This window comes from Tistrella mobilis (genome assembly GCF_039634785.1).
Taxonomy (GTDB): domain Bacteria; phylum Pseudomonadota; class Alphaproteobacteria; order Tistrellales; family Tistrellaceae; genus Tistrella; species Tistrella mobilis.
In genome coordinates, this window is record NZ_JBBIAB010000015.1 from 39,668 (window position 1) to 56,313 (window position 16,646).

Below are 16,646 nucleotides of genomic sequence, written 5' to 3' on the forward strand. Positions count from 1 at the left end.
CATCCGTCCGTTGGGTTAGCGGGGGCCGGGGCGGGTCAGCGGGGGTCGGGGCGGGTTACCGGACGTCGAAACCGGCGGGGCGGACACGGGCTGCCCCAGCCGGTCGCGGCGGGCCCGGTCCATCCCGGCCGCGACGTCGCGGATATCGTAGCCCTGGCGGTCCAGATGCGCACGGCCGTTCCGCGCCAGGGCCTCGCGGCGCGCGGGATCATCGGCCAGCATGCCGATCGCGGCCGCCAGCGCATCGGGCGTGGCCGGGTCCAGCGTCAGCCCGGCGCCATGAACGATGTCCCGCAGGCCGCCGCGTTCGGTCGCGATCAGCGGGCAGCCCATGGCCATGGCCTCCACCGCCGTGCGGCCGAACGGCTCGTCCCAGACCGACGGCACCACCGCCATCGCCGCCCGGCCGTAAAGATCGAGCACCTGGTCGTAGGTCCGGAATCCGGCCATCTCGATCAGCGGCCGGTCGCGGCCGGCATTGATCGCCGCCACCCGCGCCCGCACCGCCGCTTCGAAAGGCGACACCGCCGCCGCACGGGCCGTCGCCCCCTCCGGCGGCCGGTCGGCCCCCACCATCACCGCCCGCCAGCCCGGCCGGTCGGCCAGCGCCGCCGCTGCCGCTTCGACGAACAGATCGGCGCCCTTGTCCTGCACGATCCGACCGACGAACAGCACCACCGGGTCCCGCGGCGCCGCAATCGCCGCCCGCCGGGCGTCGAAGACCGGCAGGTCGAAACCGATCGGGCAGACCACCGCCTTGCAGGCCAGCGCGGGATCGTCGATTCCCTCCAGCAGCCGCGACCGGATATGGCCGCTGACACAGAACACCGTGTCGAGCCGGGCGAGCAGCGCCCGACGCTCGCCCGCGCTGCGGAAGCGGCGCATCGCCTGGGGGTCGTTGTGGAGGAACAGTGCGAAGCCCGCACCGGGTGCCACCCGCATCAGCCAGGGCAGGAATTCCGGCCGGTTGTGAACCTCGATCAGCTTCGGGCGCGCGGTCAGCAGGGCACGGGTCGCCGAGAGCAGATAGGCAAGCCGGCGGGAGCCCGCCAGCCCGCGGGTGGCGAGCCCGCGGAAACGGATGCCCGCAAAGGGCTCGTCGACCCGGGCGCCGAACACCGTGGTCCGGTCGGCATAGCCGCTGAAGCGGACGAAATCGCGCACCGACAACGAGATCGCGCCGGCATTGGCCGCCTGGAAACTCTCGCTCGGCGGCAGCAGGATGGCGAGATCGGCCGGCCGCGCGGTCATGCCGGTATCCGTCCCGACCGCGCCACACGGTCGAGCAGCGCCACCGCCGCCCGTTCCACCGTATCCGTGGCCAGCCCGGTCATATAGCAGCGATCGGCAGGTGAGGACGGCCGCTCGGCGGCCAACCGGTCATAGGTCTCCGGCGTGCGCACCGCCACGGCATGCGGCCCCCAGGGGCCGTAAAGTGCATCGGGTGTGGGTCCGAACAGGCCCAGGGTCGGCGCACCGGCCGCCGCCGCCATGTGCATCAGCCCGCTGTCATTGCCGATGAACAGGGCGCTGCGTTCCAGCAGCGCCTGCACGCCCAGCAGCGGCAGGCTGCCGATGATGTCGGGCGCCTCCAGCCCCGCCGCGCGCGCGGCGGCCAGCGCCGGCTCGGCCTGCGGGCGTTCGTGGGGGGCGGCGATCACCGCCACCCGGGCCCCGGCCATCGCCCCGCCCGGCCCGGCCAGCCGGCCGACCAGTTCGGCGAAACGCTCCGCCGGCCATTGCTTGCCCACCCAGTTTGCCGCCGGTGCCAGCGCCAGGATCGGCTGCGAACCTTCCGGAAACGCTGCCAGGGCCGCGGCATGATCCTGCGGGCGGGTCCAGATGCGCGGTGCGGGCGGCGGGTCCAGATCAAGCGTGCGCGCCAGTTCATAAAGCTTGTGCCGGCCGTCTTCATGGCGCGACAACACCCGCCGGCGCCGGGCCCGCAACAGCCAGGCGATGGCGGAACCGCGCAGATCGACCACCAGATCCCAGCGCGTGCCGATCGTGGCCCGCCATAGATCGCGCCAGTGGCCGGCGCGGGGCCGCTTGACGATCGGCAGCACCCGGACCAGCCCGGGCAGCCCGGCGAAGAGCGGCGCTGCGGGCGCGCCCACGGCCACCGTCACCCGCGGTACCGGGCGGCCGGCAGCGGTTTCGGTTGCGATCAGATGATCGAGCAGCCCCGTCGACAGGACGGCGTCACCGATGCGGGTCGAGGTGATGAACAGCAGTTCCATGCGCGGTCCCGGAGATGGGCATCCCGCCGGTTATAGGGCGCGCGGGGGTTCGGGCGCAACCATGGCCGGTCACGGCCGGCCGTCGCCTCTTGAACCATCGGCCCGGCGACGCCACTGTTGAGCGACCTTGTCCGCCCGCCCATCAAGGATCCGGATCCATCGCCATGACCGAGCCCGCGACGACGACCGCGACACTGCCCCCCCGGCCGACGGTCCCCGCCTTCACCCGCCTGCCCGCCCGCAGCCTGGTTGTGGTGGAGGGGGAGGACGCGCTCAAATTCCTCGACGGTCTGGTCTCGGGCGATCTCGACCCGGTGGCCGAGGGGCGGGCCTGTTACGGCGCCCTGCTCACGCCCCAGGGCAAGATCCTGCATGACCTGATCGTGGCCCGCGCCGGCGAGGGCCGGCTGCTGGTCGAATGCGCGACCGGCCTTGCCGCCGACCTGATCCGGCGCCTGACCCTTTACAAGCTGCGGGCGAAGGTGAAGATCGCGCCGGCCAGCGGGCTTGCGGTCGCGGTCGCCTTTGGTCCCGGGGTGCAGGGTGCGGGCCTGGTCGTCCAGGGCGACGGCAACGATGTTCTGCAGGTGCCCGATCCGCGCAAAGATGGCCTCGGCCTGCGGCTCTGGGGGCCCGAGGCGGCGCTTGAAGCCTTTGCGGCCGATACCGGTCTCACCCCGGTGCCGGAAGCGGCCTGGCATCTGCACCGGATCGAGGCGGGCGTGCCGGAAGGCCCCGAGGATCTGCCGCCCGAACAGGGGCTGGCGCTGGAACATGATCTGGACCGGCTGAACGGTGTCGCCTTCGACAAGGGCTGCTATGTCGGCCAGGAGGTCACCACCCGCAGCAAGTTCCGCGGCCAGGTCCGCAAGCGGCTGTTCGTGGTCGATGCCACAGATGGCGCGCCCCTGCCCGCCCCGGGCACGCCGGTGATAGCGGGGGAACGCGAGGCCGGCCAGCTGCGCAGCGCGATCGGCCCCGTCGGCCTCGCCCTGTTGCGCATCGACCGCACGACCGAGGCCACCGACGGCAGCGGCCCCGCCCTCACCGCCCAGGGGCTGACCATCACCGCCCGGCCGCGAACCGATGACTGAGCAGGAGGACACCCGGCACGGCCCCTGCCCCTGGTGCGGCACCGACCCGCTCTACCGGGCCTATCACGACACCGAATGGGGCGTGCCGGTACGTGACGAGCGGCCGCTCTTCGAGATGCTGGTGCTGGAAAGCTTTCAGTCGGGGCTGTCGTGGATCACGATCCTGCGCCGGCGCGAGGGCTTTCGCCGGGCCTTCGCCGGCTTCGATCCCGACATCCTGGCCCGGTTCGGCCCGGCAGAGGTGGCGCGGCTTCTGGCCGATCCGGGCATCATCCGCCACCGCGGCAAGATCGAGGCGACCATCGCCAATGCCCGGGCGGTGCTGGCGCTGCGCGAAAGCGGGCCCGGCCTCGCCGCCTTTCTGTGGGCGGCGGTGGACGGGCAGCCGCTGACCAATCATTTCACGACCGGTGCCGAGGTGCCGGGCAAGACCGCCGTCTCTGATGCCCTGGCCCGCCGGCTGAAACAGGCGGGTTTCCGGCATCTGGGCTCGACGACGGTCTATGCCTTCATGCAGGCGGCGGGGCTGGTCAACGACCACCTCACCACCTGCCCGCGCCATGCGGAGATCAGCGCCGGCGCCTGATCCTGCCCACGGTCTGGTCCGGCTCAGGCCGGGAACTGCAGCACGGTCTGGGTCCGCACATCCTGCACGTCCAGCCGCTCGCGGCCGCCGAGGCCCATCAGTTCGATGATGAAGGCAGCAGCCGGGACCTCGGCCCCCACCTTGCGCAGCAGCTCGATCGACGCCGCGGCGGTACCGCCGGTGGCGAGAAGGTCGTCGACCAGCACAACCCGCTGGCCGCGCTCGATCATGCCGTCCTGCACCTCGACCACATCCTCGCCATATTCCAGCGCATAGGCATGGGACACCGTGCGCCCCGGCAGCTTGCCGCGCTTGCGGACCATCACGAAGCCCTTGCCCAGCGCCAGCGCCAGGGGTGCGGCGGCCAGGAAGCCGCGGCTTTCGATCCCGGCCAGAAGATCGGGCTGCAGCGGACGGATCGCCTCGGCCATCCGGTCGATGGTCTCGCGCCAGGCCCCGGAATGGGCCAGCAGGGTCGAGATGTCGTAGAACAGGATGCCCGGCTTGGGAAAATCGGGCACCCGGCGGATATGGCTGGCAAGATCCATCGCGGCAGTCTTCCTTCTGGACGTCGACAGGCGGGTCGCCCGGCATGGGGCCTGATGGTCGCTACGCGATCCACCATGCGAGAGCCTAGCAAAACAACAACCTGTAGTGGAGATGTTTTGGCATCACTACCGTCGATACGATCAGCGGAAGGTGGGAACGAATTCCGCCACGCCTTTCGGATCAAGATGGGTGATGATCTCGGCATCGGGATAGCGCGCATGCAGCAGCGTTTCAACCCGATCGGCGACCCCGTGCGCATCCGCCAGCGGCGCCGCCGGGTCCAGCTCCAGATGCAGCTGGATGAAGGTGTGCACGCTGGACGACCGGGTGCGCAGGTCGTGCATGCCGCGCACCCCCGGCACCGCCAGAACGATTTTACGGATCTCGGTGCGCTCGGCCTCGGGCAGTTCCCGGTCCATCAGCGCATCCAGCGCGCCCCGTGCGATCTTCCAGGCGCCGCGGATCAGGTGCAGCGCGATCAGCGCCGCGATCACCGGATCGGCTTCGGTCACGCCCCCGTACTGGCTGAGCAGGATCGACAGAATAACGCCCAGGTTGATCAGAAGATCGCCCACATAGTGCAGCCGGTCGGCCCCCACCGCCAGAGACTGCGTGCGGGCGATCACCCGGTCCTGATAGCGGACCAGCAGCAGCGTCGCCACGATGGCGAAGATCATCACCGCGATGCCGACCGGTCCCTCGCCCACGGGTTCGGGTTCGATCAGCCGGCGCACCGCCTCGACACACAGCAGCAGGGCAGAGCCGGTCACGAACAGCGCCTGACCCAGCGCCGCCAGCGGCTCGGCCTTGCCATGGCCGAAGCGGTGATGGGCATCGGCCGGGCGCATGGCCTGGCGCACGGCGATCAGCGTCACCAGGCTTGCGCCCGAATCCGACACGCTGTCGACCAGGCTCGACAGGATGCTGACCGATCCGGTCATGACCGACGCGCCCAGCTTCAGCGCCACCAGGGTGAGCGCGACCGCAAGCGAGGCGAGCGTCACCCGCCGCTTCAGCCGCGCCACCTCGGGATCGGGCGGTGCCAGAACGCCCAGCGGCCGGATCACGGGAACAGCCACTGACGGGTCCAGCCGTCCCCGTCCTTCAGATAGACCAGGCGCTGATGCAGGCGGAAACGGCCTTCCTGCCAGAATTCCATGCGCTGCGGCACCACCCGGAAGCCCGACCAGTAATCCGGCCGCGGCACCCGGCCGACATTGAACCTGATCGCGAATTCCGCCACCCGCTTCTCAAGATCGTAGCGGCCGGTCATCGGCCGCGACTGGCGCGAGGCCCAGGCGCCGATCTGGCTGTCGCGGGCCCGGCTGCCGAAATAGGCATCGGCCTCTTCCGCCGTCACCTGCTCCACCCGGCCCTGCACCCGCACCTGCCGGCCCAGCGGCATCCAGTAGAACAGCAGCGCCGCCTGCGGATTGGCCAGCAGGTCGCGGCCCTTGTCGCTCTCGTAATTCGTGTAGAACACGAAGCCGTCGCGGTCCCAGGCCTTCAGCAGCACCATGCGCGCCGCCGGCAGCCCGTCGGTCCCGGCGGTGGCGACGCACATCGCCGTCGGCTCGGTGATCGCGGGTTCGTCCCGCACCTCGGCATACCATTTGCCGAACTGCTCGAACGGATCTTCAAGTTCGGGGAGGGACATGGTTTCAAAGGCTCCGCGAATGATGGGCGGGGGGTGGGGGCGGTCTGGTGGCGCGCGCCGGCCCTCCGCTCAATAGATGCACCACACCCGGCAGGGCGGCAAGCGCTGCGGGCAGCACCCGCCCCCTTCCATGGTCGCATCTGTCGCACCCCTTGGCAGACGGGGGTGGGCCGCCGATATCTTTCCCAAGGCCCGGATGTGTTGTCCTCCGACCGAAATTTGACACGCCGAGGCCGCTTGGCCATGGCTGGTCGCGTGCTACCATGCGCACCTGATACGAAACGGCGCCCCGGATGCGGCGCCCGCACCCGACACATCATCTACCGGAAGCTCCCATGAAGCCGTTCATCCCCCTGATCGTCGCAGCCGGCCTCGCCCTCGGCGCCTGCGCCCAGTCCGACATGGGCACCAAGCAGGGTGTCGGCGCGGTGCTGGGCGGCGTCGGCGGCGCCGTCGCCGGTGCCCAGTTCGGCAAGGGCAAGGGCCAGCTGGCCGCCACCGCCGTCGGTGCGCTGCTCGGCGCCTTCGCCGGCAATGAAATCGGCAAGTCGCTCGACCGTGCCGACCAGCTGGAGGCAGAGCGTGCCAGCCAGCGGGCGCTGGAAAGCAACCCCACCGGACAGAGCAGCACCTGGAGCAACCCGGACAGCGGCAATTCCGGCTCGATCACCCCGGTCAAGACCTATCAGCGCTCCAGCGGCGAATACTGCCGCGAATTCACCCAGCGCGTGAATGTGGGCGGCAAGACCGAGGAAGCCTATGGCACCGCCTGCCGTCAGCCGGACGGCAGCTGGAAGATCGTCAACTCCTGACGTCTACGGGCTTGACGCAGGGGCCGGCCGCAACGACCCTTGGGCACGGGCCGCCGCCTGATCGGGCGGCGGCCCGCTTACGTCCACGGGGGACCGCGTGAACGCCGATCCTTATCAGACACTGGGCGTGGGCCGTGATGCCACGCCCGACGCCATCAAGACTGCCTACCGGCGCCTCGCCAAGGCCTATCATCCGGACCTGCACCCGGGCGATGCCGAGGTCGAACGCCGGTTTAAGGACGTGTCTGCCGCCTATGCGATCCTGTCCGACCCGGCGCGGCGTGCCGCCTTCGACCGTGGCGAGATCGACGGTGCCGGCAACGGCCGTGCCCGCCCGCGCCCCCGGGGTGCCGAGGGCGGCGGCTTCGCCGACTTTTTCTCGGACATCTTCACCGACCCCGCCCGCAGCCGCCGCGCGCAGCCGGGGCGCAGCGACCAGGCCGCCGCCGGCAACGGCAGCGCCGGCCGCACCGGCATTCATCGCCGCGGTGTCGACGTCACCTATACCGTGACGGTGGAATTCATCGAGGCCGCCCGCGGCACCCGCAAGCGCATCCGCCTGCCCGAGGGCCGCGAGCTGGAAGTCGCCGTGCCCGCCGGCATCCGCGACGGCCAGAAACTGCGGCTGAACGGCCAGGGCATGCCCGGTTTCGGCAATGCCGAGGCCGGTGATGCGCTGGTGGAAGTGAATGTCCGCCCCCACCCCCTGTTCCGCGCCGAGGGCCGCGACATCCTGATCGATGTGCCCATCACCCTGCCTGAAGCGGTGCTCGGCGCCGGCATCGTCGTTCCCACCCTGGACGGCCCGGTCCGGGTCGCCGTGCCGCCCGGATCCTCGGGCGGGCGCCGGCTGCGGCTCAAGGGCCGCGGCATGGGTGCGGACAAGGGCGATCGCGGCGACCTGTTCGTTGTGCTGAAACTGGTCCTGCCCGATCGCGACGACCCCGCGCTGACGGAATTCGTGAAGCGGTGGAAGCCGCCCGCGGATTACGATCAGGTCCGGCGGCGAGCCGGGATCGAATGACGGCAACGGCAACCCCCGACAAGACCCCCTTCTACCGCCCTCTTCTCCGCCGGTTGCGCAGCAACCGGCGGGTCCGCGAGCTGATGGTCACCTACGGCCGCTTCACCCGCGACGGCGCCGACCAGATTGCAGGCCATATCGCCTTCGCCAGCCTGTTTTCGATGTTCCCCTTCCTGATCGTGCTGGTGGTGCTGGCCGGCGTGATCGGCCAGGGCGGCGAGGTTCATGCCCTGATCCTCACTCTGCTCGACTATCTGCCGCCCGATGTCGCCCAGGCGCTGCGCGGGCCGATCGACACGATCATCTTCGGCCCCAAGGGCGGGCTGCTCACCTTCGGCATCCTCACCGCCCTCTGGTCGGCCTCCAATGCGCTAGAAAGCCTGCGCAACGCGCTCAACCGCGCCTTCCGGGTGAAGATGGTCCGGCCGCTGTGGAAACGGCGGCTGCAAAGTCTGGCCCTGGTGGCGGGCGGGGCGCTCGCCCTGCCGGTGGCGCTGGCGCTGCTGGTCTTCCTGCCGATCGCGATCGGGCCTGCGGTCGATTTCTTCGGCCTGTCCGATGCCTGGGTCTGGCTGGTCCATACCCTGCGCCCGCCCCTGGTGCTGGCCGGTACCGTCACCGTGGTCTGGGGCCTGCTGCGCCTGCTGCCCGATGCCCTGCCGCCGCGCCGGCGGGTGCTGCTGCCGCCGGCGGCGGTCATCGTGCTGGGCTGGATGGCCCTGTTGATCGGCTTTTCGGTCTATCTGCGCCAGACCGGCGGCATGAACGCGGTCTATGGCAGCCTGGGCAGCATGATCGCAACCCTGCTGCTGCTGTATCTGGCGGCCTATGTCTTCCTGCTTGGCGGCTATTGGGCCGCCGTGCGGTCGCGGATCGACCGTCACCGGCGCCGGCATGCGGCCGCCCGCAGGCTGGCACGACGGCACATGCACCGGCCCGGACAGCGCTGAAATCCGCCCTTCCGGCCCCGTCCGGTGCCGATTTGACCGGACCGCGGTTTCGTGTAGGATGCGCCGCACCTGTGCCCGGCCGCCGGCCGAACGGCACGTCTGCAACCTGCAGGATGCAACCTGTCACACGAGGTCCGCCAGGGCCGGCCGCGCCCCCGGCGCCTCCCTGGACCGGCCGCCTGGATACAGCGAGGGGACCGCATGATCGTTCAATCGAACGTGATGGCCGGCAAGCGCGGCCTGATCGTCGGCGTCGCCAATGACCGCTCGATCGCCTGGGGGATCACCAGGGCGGTGGCGCTGAACGGCGCGGAAGTGGCACTGACCTATCAGGGAGAGGCGCTGGAAAAGCGGGTGCGCCCGCTGGCCGCCGAGGTCGGCGCGACCCTGGTCGCCCCCTGCGACGTCACCGACGACGACAGCATGAAGGCCCTGTTCGACACGATCGCCGAAAAATGGGGCCGGCTCGACTTTCTGGTGCACGCCGTCGCCTATTCCGACAAGAACCAGCTGAAGGGCAAGTATGTCGACACCACGCTCGACAACTTCCTGCGCACCATGCAGATCTCGGCCTTCTCGCTGGTGCAGATGGCGCAGTATGCCCGGCCGCTGATGCAGCATGGCGGCAGCATCCTGACGCTCTCCTATCTGGGGGCCGAGCGGGTGATCCCGCATTACAACGTCATGGGCGTGGCCAAGGCGGCGCTCGAATCCAGCGTGCAGTATCTGGCGGCCGACCTCGGCCCCGAAAACATCCGGGTCAACGCCATCTCGGCCGGGCCGATCAAGACGCTGGCCGCCTCGGGCATCGGCGACTTCCGCTACATCATGCGCTGGAACGAGATGAACTCGCCGCTGCGGCGCACGGTCTCGATCGAAGAGGTCGGCAACGCCTCGCTGCTGATGCTCTCGGACATGGGCACCGGCATCACCGGCGAGGTGATGCATGTCGATGCGGGCTATCACATCGTCGGCATGAAGGCCGAGGATGCGCCCGACATCAATCTCAGCTGACCCCACCTCTCTCCCACAGCACCGTTTTGAAGGATCGGACCGGCCATGGCAGGCAACAGTTTCGGCGAGCTTTTCCGCTTCACGAGCTGGGGTGAAAGCCATGGCCCGGCGATCGGCTGCGTGGTCGACGGCGTGCCGCCGCGCCTGGCGCTGACCGAGGCCGACATCCAGCCCTTCCTCGACAAGCGCCGGCCGGGCCAGTCGCGCTTCACCACCCAGCGGCGCGAGCCCGACGAGGTCGAAATCCTGTCGGGCACCTTCGAAGGCCTGACCACCGGCACCCCGGTCAGCCTGCTGATCCGCAACACCGATCAGCGCTCGAAGGATTACGGCGAGATCAAGGACAAGTTCCGTCCGGGCCATGCCGACTTCACCTATCAGGCCAAATACGGCATTCGCGACCATCGCGGCGGCGGCCGGTCCAGCGCCCGCGAAACCGCGGTGCGCGTGGCGGCCGGCGCGGTGGCCCGCAAGGTGCTGGGAGAGACCGTCACCATCCGCGGCGCCCTGGTCGAGATGGGCGGCATCGGCGTCGACCGCAGCCGCTGGGACTGGGACGAGACCGGCCGTAACGACTTCTTCTGCCCCGATGCCGAAACCGCCGCGCGCTGGGCTGAATATCTGGACGGGCTGCGCAAATCCGGCGACAGCTGCGGCGCGGTGATCGAAGTGGTGGCGGAAGGCGTGCCGGTCGGGCTGGGCGATCCGCTCTACGACAAGCTGGATGCCGATCTCGCCAAGGCGATGATGGGCATCAATGCGGTCAAGGCGGTGGAGATCGGCGACGGTTTCGCGGCCGCCCGTCTCACCGGCTCGCAGAATGCCGACGAGATGCGGATGCGCGAGGGCAAGCCCGCTTTCCTGGGCAACCGCGCCGGCGGCATCCTGGGCGGTATCGCCAATGGCGAACCGGTGGTGGTGCGCTTTGCGGTCAAGCCGACCAGTTCCATCCTCACCCCCCGGCTCAGCGTCACCCGCGACGGCGCGGATACCGAGGTGGTGACCAAGGGCCGCCACGACCCCTGCGTCGGCATCCGCGCGGTGCCGGTGGGCGAGGCGATGATGGCGGTGGTGCTGGCCGATCATCTGCTGCGCCATCGCGGCCAATGTGGCGGGTGACGCCCGGCTTCTGAAGACAGCCCCGGCCCCGGCAGGCATACTCCCCGGATCAAACAAGAACCGGGGAGACGCTTATCCATGTCCGCCGACAAGCCGCTGCAGCTGAAGCCCGAGGTGATGGCCCTGCCCATCCCCGACGAAGCCGGCAATGCCGACGACATCCAGGCCTATTACGCGAAGTGCCGCGAGAAGCTCGGCATGGTTCCGCATGTGCTGCAGGCCTATACGCTGCGGCCGGAAAAGTTCCGCACCTTCAGCCGCTTCTACAACGAGCTGATGCTGGGCGACAGCGGGCTCGACAAGCTGGAGCGCGAGATGGTCGCGGTGGTGGTCTCGTCGATCAACCGCTGCTATTACTGTCTGGTCGCCCATGGCCAGGCGGTCAGGGCGCTGTCGGGCGATCCGAAGCTCGGCGAGATGCTGGTGATGAACTACCGGGTGGCGCCGCTGTCGCTCCGTCACCGGGCGATGCTCGATTTCGCCGCCAAGGTTACCGAAACCCCGACCCTGGTCGACGAGGCCGACCGGGCCCGGCTGCGCGATGCGGGCTTTTCGGTCGAAGACATTTTCGACCTGGCCAATGTCATCGGCTTCTACAACATGACCAACCGCGTCGCGAGCGCGGTCGACATGCTGCCGAACGACGAATATCACGATATGAACCGCTGACCACGGATTTGCCGCGGCGCGCAAATGCCGCTTGCCTGACGATCTGAATTGGCGTGATCATTCCCATTGAACGCAACCCACAGTTTGCGAAGGAATGGTCCCGCCATGCGAAACGTCAGGATCTTTCACCTTGATGCCTTCGCCGAGCGGCTGTTCGCCGGCAATCCGGCGGCGGTCTGCCTGATGGATGCCTGGCTGCCGGTGCCGGTGATGCAGGCGATCGCGGCCGAAAACCGGCTGTCCGAGACCGCCTTCCTGGTGCCCGAGGATGCGGGCGGGTTCGGCACGGGCGATGGCACCGCCGCCGGGCCCTTCCACCTGCGTTGGTTCACCCCCACCACCGAGATGCCGATGTGCGGCCACGCCACGCTGGCAGCCGCCCATGTGGTGTTGAGCCGGCTGGCCCCCGAAGCGCCGGCGGTGGTGTTCCGCACCCGTGGCGGGCTGCTTCATGTCGCCCGGGATCCGGAGGCGGACGACCGGCTGTGCCTGTCGCTGCCGCGCGAACGGCTGACCGGGATCGAGCCGCGCCCGGCGCTGCTGCGCGCGATCACCGCAGCACTGGGCGGTGTCGCCCCGGCTGCCGTGCTGGAAGGCCGCCACGACTGGTATGTGCTGGTCGAGGATCCGGCAGAGGTCGAGGCGATCCGACCCGACGCCGCCGCCATCGCCGCCCTGCCGCCCCGGGCGGTGGCGGTCGCCAGCCTCGCCGACGGCGCCTCTCTGGCCGATGGCGCCGATTACGTCTGCCGCTTCTTCGCCCCCAAGCTCGGCGTGCCCGAAGATCCGGTCACCGGCATCGTCCATGCCGGTCTGGCGCCGCTTTTCGCCGACATGCTGGCCCGCGACCGGCTGGACGGCCTGCAACTCTCTCCCCGCCGCGGGCGGGTGACGGTGATGCCCCGCCCGGACCATGTGGTGCTGACCGGCCGGGTGGTCGAATACTCCGAAGGCCGGCTCGTCCTCAACCGTCTGGACGTGGAGCGCACCACCGCCGCCGCACTGGCCGTCGGCCGCCTGCCCCTCACCCTGGCCGCCGGCGCGGGGCTGCGGGCGCGGGGGTGAGCGCGACGCCCGCTCAGATGAGGGGAATGCGCCTGTTTGCCGCTTACGATATATTCTCCAGAGAAAATCATCTGAAAATCACTGTCGGCTACATGCGCTGGTGCGGTGAATGCGCCGGGCCGCCGACAGATCGAATGCCGCGCCTCCTTGGTCACTGGCGCTTGTTAATTTGTAGCTCGCAAGCTACTATATGATGTGGAGAAACATGCTCGAGATACAGCAGACCGGCATCTTCCGCGCATGGATGATGTCTTTGCGTGACTCTCGCGCCAAGCAACGGATCGCCGTCCGCATCCAACGCTTGCGGTCCGGAAATCCTGGCGACGTCAAATCGGTGGGTGGAGGCGTTTCGGAGCTGCGCATTGATGAGGGGCCAGGGTATAGAGTTTACTTCACCCAACGCGGCACTGTTCTTATTGTTCTTCTATGCGGGGGCACGAAAAGCCGTCAAAATGCTGACATTGAGCAAGCAAAGAGACTTGCGGCGGAAATGGAGAGATGACAATGGCGCTGGAGACCACGGCCTTTGATCCAGCAGAATATCTGGACGATGACGAGGCTATGGCCGGCTATCTGTCCGATGCCTTCGAAACAGGGGACCCTGCGTTTATCTCCGACGCGTTGGGCGTCGTGGCACGCGCTAAAGGAATGAGACAGATTGCCGAAGATGCAGGGCTCTCCCGCGAAAGCCTCTATCGAGCCTTGAGCGACAAGGGAAATCCCGAATTCGGAACTATACTGAAAGTTCTGGCTGCCCTTGGTCTTCGTCTTTCTGTAGAACCGCTGTCTCACCCCGGGGAATAAAAACGGGCCCGCCCGATCTTCGGGCAGGCCCCATCCTCATATCGCCGGCAACCGCGCCGTCAGAGCGAGCGTGCGATCAGCAGCTTCATGATCTCGTTGGCGCCGCCATAGATCTTCTGGATCCGGGCGTCGGTATACATGCGGGCGATTTCGGTTTCTTCGATATAGCCATAGCCGCCGAACATCTGCAGGCAGGCGTCGACGGTCTGGACCTGGCGTTCGCTGCACCACCACTTGGCCATCGAGGCAGTGACGTTGTCGAGCCGGTTCTCGGCCAGTTTGACCAGGCAGTCGTCGACGAAGACGCGCGCGATATGGGCTTCGGTCGCAAGCTCGGCCAGGCGGAAGGAAATGGTCTGGAAGTCGAACAGGGTCTTGCCGAAGGCCTTGCGCTCGTGAACATAGGCGCGGGTGATCTCGACCGCATGCTCCATCGCCGCAACCGCGCCGACCGCCAGGATCAGGCGTTCGCGGGGCAACTGCTCCATCATCTGATAGAAGCCGCGGCCCTCGATGCCGCCCAGCAGGTTGTCGACGGGCGCGCGGGCGCCGTCGAAGAACAGCTCGGCGGTATCGGCCGCATGCAGGCCGATCTTTTCCAGCGGCCGGCCGGGCTGGAAACCGGGCGCGCCCTTCTCCACACCGATCAGCGAGATGCCCTTGGCTCCCGGCGTGCCGTCGATGCGCACCGCCACCAGCACCAGATCGGCGGCGATGCCGTTGGTGATGAAGGTCTTCTGGCCGTCGATGACATAGTCGTCGCCGTCGCGCCGGCCGCGGGTGGTCAGCGCCTGAAGGTCGGACCCGCCGCCCGGCTCGGTCATCGCGATCGCGCCGATCCATTCGCCCGAGCAGAGTTTGGGCAGCCAGCGCCGCTTCTGATCCTCGGTGCCATAGGTCAGCACGTAATGGGTCACAATGCCCGAATGCACGCTGTAGCCGTTGGCGAGATCGGAGCAGTGCCGGTTGATGGTATCGAGCAGCACCATCTCCTGATAGACATCGCCGCCGCTGCCGCCCCATTCCTCGGGGATCGCCGCACCCAGCGCGCCCATCTCGCCCAGCGCCGTCCAGGCCGAGCGGTCGATCATGCGCTGCCGGCGCCAGCGCGCGGCATGGGGCTTCAGTTCGGCATCCAGAAAGCGGCCGAACTGGTCGCGAAGGCTTTCAAGCTCCGGCGTCATCCAGGAAGAGGTCGTCCGGGGGGCAGAAGCGGTCATGGGGATGTCTCCGTCGGATCGTGTGCGGCAAGCGGGCCCGGCGGTCACGCCGCGGGCCCGCCGCCGCCGACAGGTATCAGAGCAGGATGCCGCCGCCGCAGACCAGAACCTGGCCGCTGACGTAGTTGCTCTCGGGCGCGCAGAACAGATAGACCGCATCCGCCGCCTCGTCCGGCGTGCCGGCGCGGCCGAGCGGGATCAGCTGGGCCATGGTGTCGAGCAGCTGATGCTGCACGCCGACCTTGATCTCGCGGCCATCGACATCGATGGTCGCCTGTTCCTTTTCGATCGCCTGGGTCAGACGGGTGGCGATCAGGCCGAAGGCGACGCAGTTCACATTCACCTTGTAGCGGCCCCATTCCTTGCACAGCGTGCGGGTCATGCCGACCAGCGCCGCCTTGGCCGAGGAATAGCTGACCTGGCCGGCATTGCCGTAGAGACCGGCGATCGACGAGATGTTGACCACCTTGCGGAAGACCTCGCGCCCCTCCTGCGCCTCGCGCTTGGAGAAGATGCGGATCGGCTCGGCGGCGGCCCGCAGGATGCGGAACGGCGCCGTCAGATGGACGTCGATCATCGCCTGGAACTGCTCGTCGGTCATCTTCTGGATGGTCGAGTCCCAGGTATAGCCGGCATTGTTGACGATGATGTCGAGCCCGCCGAAGCCCTCGACCGCGGTGTTCACGAAGCGGGTGCCGAAATCCTCGGCCGCCACATTGCCGGCGCAGATCAGGGCTTCGCCGCCCATCGCGCGGATCTCGGCAGCCACCGCCTCGGCCGGCGCCTCGTCGAGGTCGTTGATCACGACCTTCGCCCCCTCGCTCGCCAGCTTGAGGGCGATGGAGCGGCCGATGCCGCGGCCGGATCCGGAAACCAGCGCGACCTTGCCGTCGAGCTTGCCCATCTTGACGTCACTCCCGATATTTTCTGAGGTTTTTTGAAAAGGGCAGACAGGCCCGGGCCGGATCAGCCGGCGGCGATCAGCGCTTCGCCCTGCACCTTCACCTGGCCGTTCTGGTCGCGGACGGTCACGTCCAGCCGGCGGTCGCCGGCCTCGGTGACGCCGGTCTCCACCGCTTCGACCGTCAGGCGGTCGTGGACCTGGGTGATGGCGGTGAAACGCACGCCATAGGACTTAAGACGCGAGAGCGGCACGGCCCCGGTCACGGCTCGGGCGGCGAGCCCCATGACCAGCATGCCGTGGGCGAAGACGTCGGGGAAACCGGCGGCCTTCGCAAAGTCGATATCGATATGGATCGGGTTATGGTCACCCGAGGCGCCGCCATAAAGCGCCAGCTGCGTGCGGGTGATCGGCGGCATCTCGGCCACCACCCGAATCGGTTCACCGCTCATGCCGCACCTCCGGCCACGGGATTGCGGATCACGGTCACCTGCCGCACATCGGCGACATGGGCACCGTCCGACACCCGCTCGACCCGGATCTCCTCGACCAGGAATTCGAGCGCGCCGCCCTTGCGGTCGAAGATGTCGGCGATCCGGCCGATGAAGCGGATCTCGTCGCCCGCCACCACCGGCTCGTGATAGGTGAAGCTCTGCTCGCCATGCAGCACGGTGCCGAGATCGACCCCCAGCTCGTCGAGCAGGGCATAGGGCTCGGGCGCATCCAGCATGCGCAGGCAGAACAGATAGGTGGGCGGGATGGGACAGTCGCGATAGCCGGCGGCCTGCGCCGCGGCCGTATCGTGGTGGATCGGGCTGGTCTCGCCGATCGCATTCAGAAAGAACCGCAGACGGCCGCGTTCGACCGTCGCGGTAACGGGCGGGAGAACCCGCCCGATCGCCGCTCTATCGAGCATGGATGATCATCCTCTCCTGCTCGATG

At 68.6% G+C, this 16,646-nt stretch carries 20 protein-coding genes; 11 read left to right on the forward strand and 9 right to left on the reverse strand.

Annotation, left to right across the window (positions count from 1 at the left end; genetic code table 11):
• Window positions 1–15: 15 nt before the first annotated feature.
• Both WI697_RS19525 and WI697_RS19530 read right to left on the reverse strand, forming a co-directional pair.
• The gene (locus tag WI697_RS19525; protein ID WP_345959641.1) at window positions 16–1,251 is read right to left on the reverse strand and encodes a glycosyltransferase family 4 protein; all 1,236 of its coding nucleotides are present in this window, start codon (window positions 1,249–1,251) and stop codon (window positions 16–18) included.
• Window positions 1,248–2,240 carry a glycosyltransferase family 9 protein gene (locus WI697_RS19530; protein ID WP_345959642.1) on the reverse strand — a complete coding sequence of 331 codons (993 nt, stop codon included), beginning with the start codon at window positions 2,238–2,240 and terminating at the stop codon, window positions 1,248–1,250. Before WI697_RS19530 ends, WI697_RS19525 begins: the two co-directional genes overlap by 4 nt.
• Window positions 2,241–2,404: 164 nt before the next feature.
• Here WI697_RS19530 and ygfZ point away from each other — a divergent pair, with 164 nt between their 5' ends.
• Window positions 2,405–3,334, forward strand: a complete 930-nt coding sequence (gene ygfZ, locus WI697_RS19535; RefSeq protein WP_345959643.1) for a CAF17-like 4Fe-4S cluster assembly/insertion protein YgfZ — start codon at window positions 2,405–2,407, stop codon at window positions 3,332–3,334.
• A complete protein-coding gene (locus WI697_RS19540) occupies window positions 3,327–3,920 on the forward strand; it encodes a DNA-3-methyladenine glycosylase I (protein ID WP_345959644.1) in 594 nt (197 codons plus the stop codon). The genes ygfZ and WI697_RS19540 overlap by 8 nt, the downstream gene beginning before the upstream one ends.
• 23 nt (window positions 3,921–3,943) lie before the next feature.
• Here WI697_RS19540 and WI697_RS19545 read toward each other — a convergent pair whose 3' ends face one another.
• The 3 genes from WI697_RS19545 to pdxH all read right to left on the reverse strand — a co-directional run bounded on the left by WI697_RS19545 (window position 3,944) and on the right by pdxH (window position 6,126).
• Window positions 3,944–4,468 carry an adenine phosphoribosyltransferase gene (locus tag WI697_RS19545; RefSeq protein WP_296715363.1) on the reverse strand — a complete coding sequence of 175 codons (525 nt, stop codon included), beginning with the start codon at window positions 4,466–4,468 and terminating at the stop codon, window positions 3,944–3,946.
• Window positions 4,469–4,609: 141 nt separating this feature from the next.
• Entirely contained in the window at window positions 4,610–5,548 is a 939-nt protein-coding gene (locus WI697_RS19550; RefSeq protein WP_345959645.1) for a cation diffusion facilitator family transporter, read from the reverse strand.
• Window positions 5,533–6,126, reverse strand: a complete 594-nt coding sequence (gene pdxH / locus WI697_RS19555) for a pyridoxamine 5'-phosphate oxidase (RefSeq protein ID WP_296715359.1) — start codon at window positions 6,124–6,126, stop codon at window positions 5,533–5,535. The genes WI697_RS19550 and pdxH overlap by 16 nt, the downstream gene beginning before the upstream one ends.
• Before the next feature lie 335 nt (window positions 6,127–6,461).
• Between pdxH and WI697_RS19560 the strand changes: the two genes are divergently transcribed.
• The 9 genes from WI697_RS19560 to WI697_RS19600 all read left to right on the forward strand — a co-directional run bounded on the left by WI697_RS19560 (window position 6,462) and on the right by WI697_RS19600 (window position 13,583).
• Complete coding sequence (locus WI697_RS19560) at window positions 6,462–6,938, forward strand: RT0821/Lpp0805 family surface protein (protein ID WP_345959646.1); 477 nt, start codon at window positions 6,462–6,464, stop codon at window positions 6,936–6,938.
• A 97-nt stretch (window positions 6,939–7,035) separates the two neighbouring features.
• Window positions 7,036–7,962 (forward strand): DnaJ C-terminal domain-containing protein, encoded by a 927-nt coding sequence (locus tag WI697_RS19565; protein ID WP_062766413.1) that lies wholly within the window; start codon window positions 7,036–7,038, stop codon window positions 7,960–7,962.
• Complete coding sequence (locus tag WI697_RS19570) at window positions 7,959–8,912, forward strand: YihY/virulence factor BrkB family protein (RefSeq protein WP_062766416.1); 954 nt, start codon at window positions 7,959–7,961, stop codon at window positions 8,910–8,912. The genes WI697_RS19565 and WI697_RS19570 overlap by 4 nt, the downstream gene beginning before the upstream one ends.
• 201 nt (window positions 8,913–9,113) lie before the next feature.
• Window positions 9,114–9,926, forward strand: coding sequence for an enoyl-ACP reductase FabI (gene fabI, locus WI697_RS19575; protein WP_062766419.1), 813 nt, complete (start codon window positions 9,114–9,116; stop codon window positions 9,924–9,926).
• A gap of 45 nt (window positions 9,927–9,971) precedes the next feature.
• A complete protein-coding gene (gene aroC, locus WI697_RS19580; RefSeq protein ID WP_062766422.1) occupies window positions 9,972–11,045 on the forward strand; it encodes a chorismate synthase in 1,074 nt (357 codons plus the stop codon).
• A 78-nt stretch (window positions 11,046–11,123) separates the two neighbouring features.
• On the forward strand, window positions 11,124–11,714 hold the full coding sequence (locus tag WI697_RS19585; protein ID WP_062766425.1) for a peroxidase-related enzyme: 591 nt from the start codon (window positions 11,124–11,126) through the stop codon (window positions 11,712–11,714).
• 105 nt (window positions 11,715–11,819) lie between these two features.
• Entirely contained in the window at window positions 11,820–12,779 is a 960-nt protein-coding gene (locus WI697_RS19590; RefSeq protein ID WP_345959647.1) for a PhzF family phenazine biosynthesis protein, read from the forward strand.
• A gap of 205 nt (window positions 12,780–12,984) precedes the next feature.
• The gene (locus WI697_RS19595; protein WP_082828685.1) at window positions 12,985–13,281 is read left to right on the forward strand and encodes a type II toxin-antitoxin system RelE/ParE family toxin; all 297 of its coding nucleotides are present in this window, start codon (window positions 12,985–12,987) and stop codon (window positions 13,279–13,281) included.
• Between the two features lie 2 nt (window positions 13,282–13,283).
• Complete coding sequence (locus WI697_RS19600) at window positions 13,284–13,583, forward strand: addiction module antidote protein (RefSeq protein ID WP_062766507.1); 300 nt, start codon at window positions 13,284–13,286, stop codon at window positions 13,581–13,583.
• Window positions 13,584–13,642: 59 nt separating this feature from the next.
• Here WI697_RS19600 and WI697_RS19605 read toward each other — a convergent pair whose 3' ends face one another.
• The 4 genes from WI697_RS19605 to WI697_RS19620 form a co-directional block, all read right to left on the reverse strand.
• The gene (locus WI697_RS19605; protein ID WP_345959648.1) at window positions 13,643–14,803 is read right to left on the reverse strand and encodes an acyl-CoA dehydrogenase family protein; all 1,161 of its coding nucleotides are present in this window, start codon (window positions 14,801–14,803) and stop codon (window positions 13,643–13,645) included.
• Between the two features lie 76 nt (window positions 14,804–14,879).
• Window positions 14,880–15,707 (reverse strand): SDR family NAD(P)-dependent oxidoreductase, encoded by an 828-nt coding sequence (locus WI697_RS19610; RefSeq protein ID WP_062766434.1) that lies wholly within the window; start codon window positions 15,705–15,707, stop codon window positions 14,880–14,882.
• A gap of 62 nt (window positions 15,708–15,769) precedes the next feature.
• A complete protein-coding gene (locus WI697_RS19615) occupies window positions 15,770–16,156 on the reverse strand; it encodes a MaoC/PaaZ C-terminal domain-containing protein (RefSeq protein ID WP_014744495.1) in 387 nt (128 codons plus the stop codon).
• A complete protein-coding gene (locus tag WI697_RS19620) occupies window positions 16,153–16,620 on the reverse strand; it encodes a MaoC family dehydratase N-terminal domain-containing protein (protein ID WP_345959649.1) in 468 nt (155 codons plus the stop codon). The genes WI697_RS19615 and WI697_RS19620 overlap by 4 nt, the downstream gene beginning before the upstream one ends.
• Window positions 16,621–16,646 lie beyond the last annotated feature (26 nt).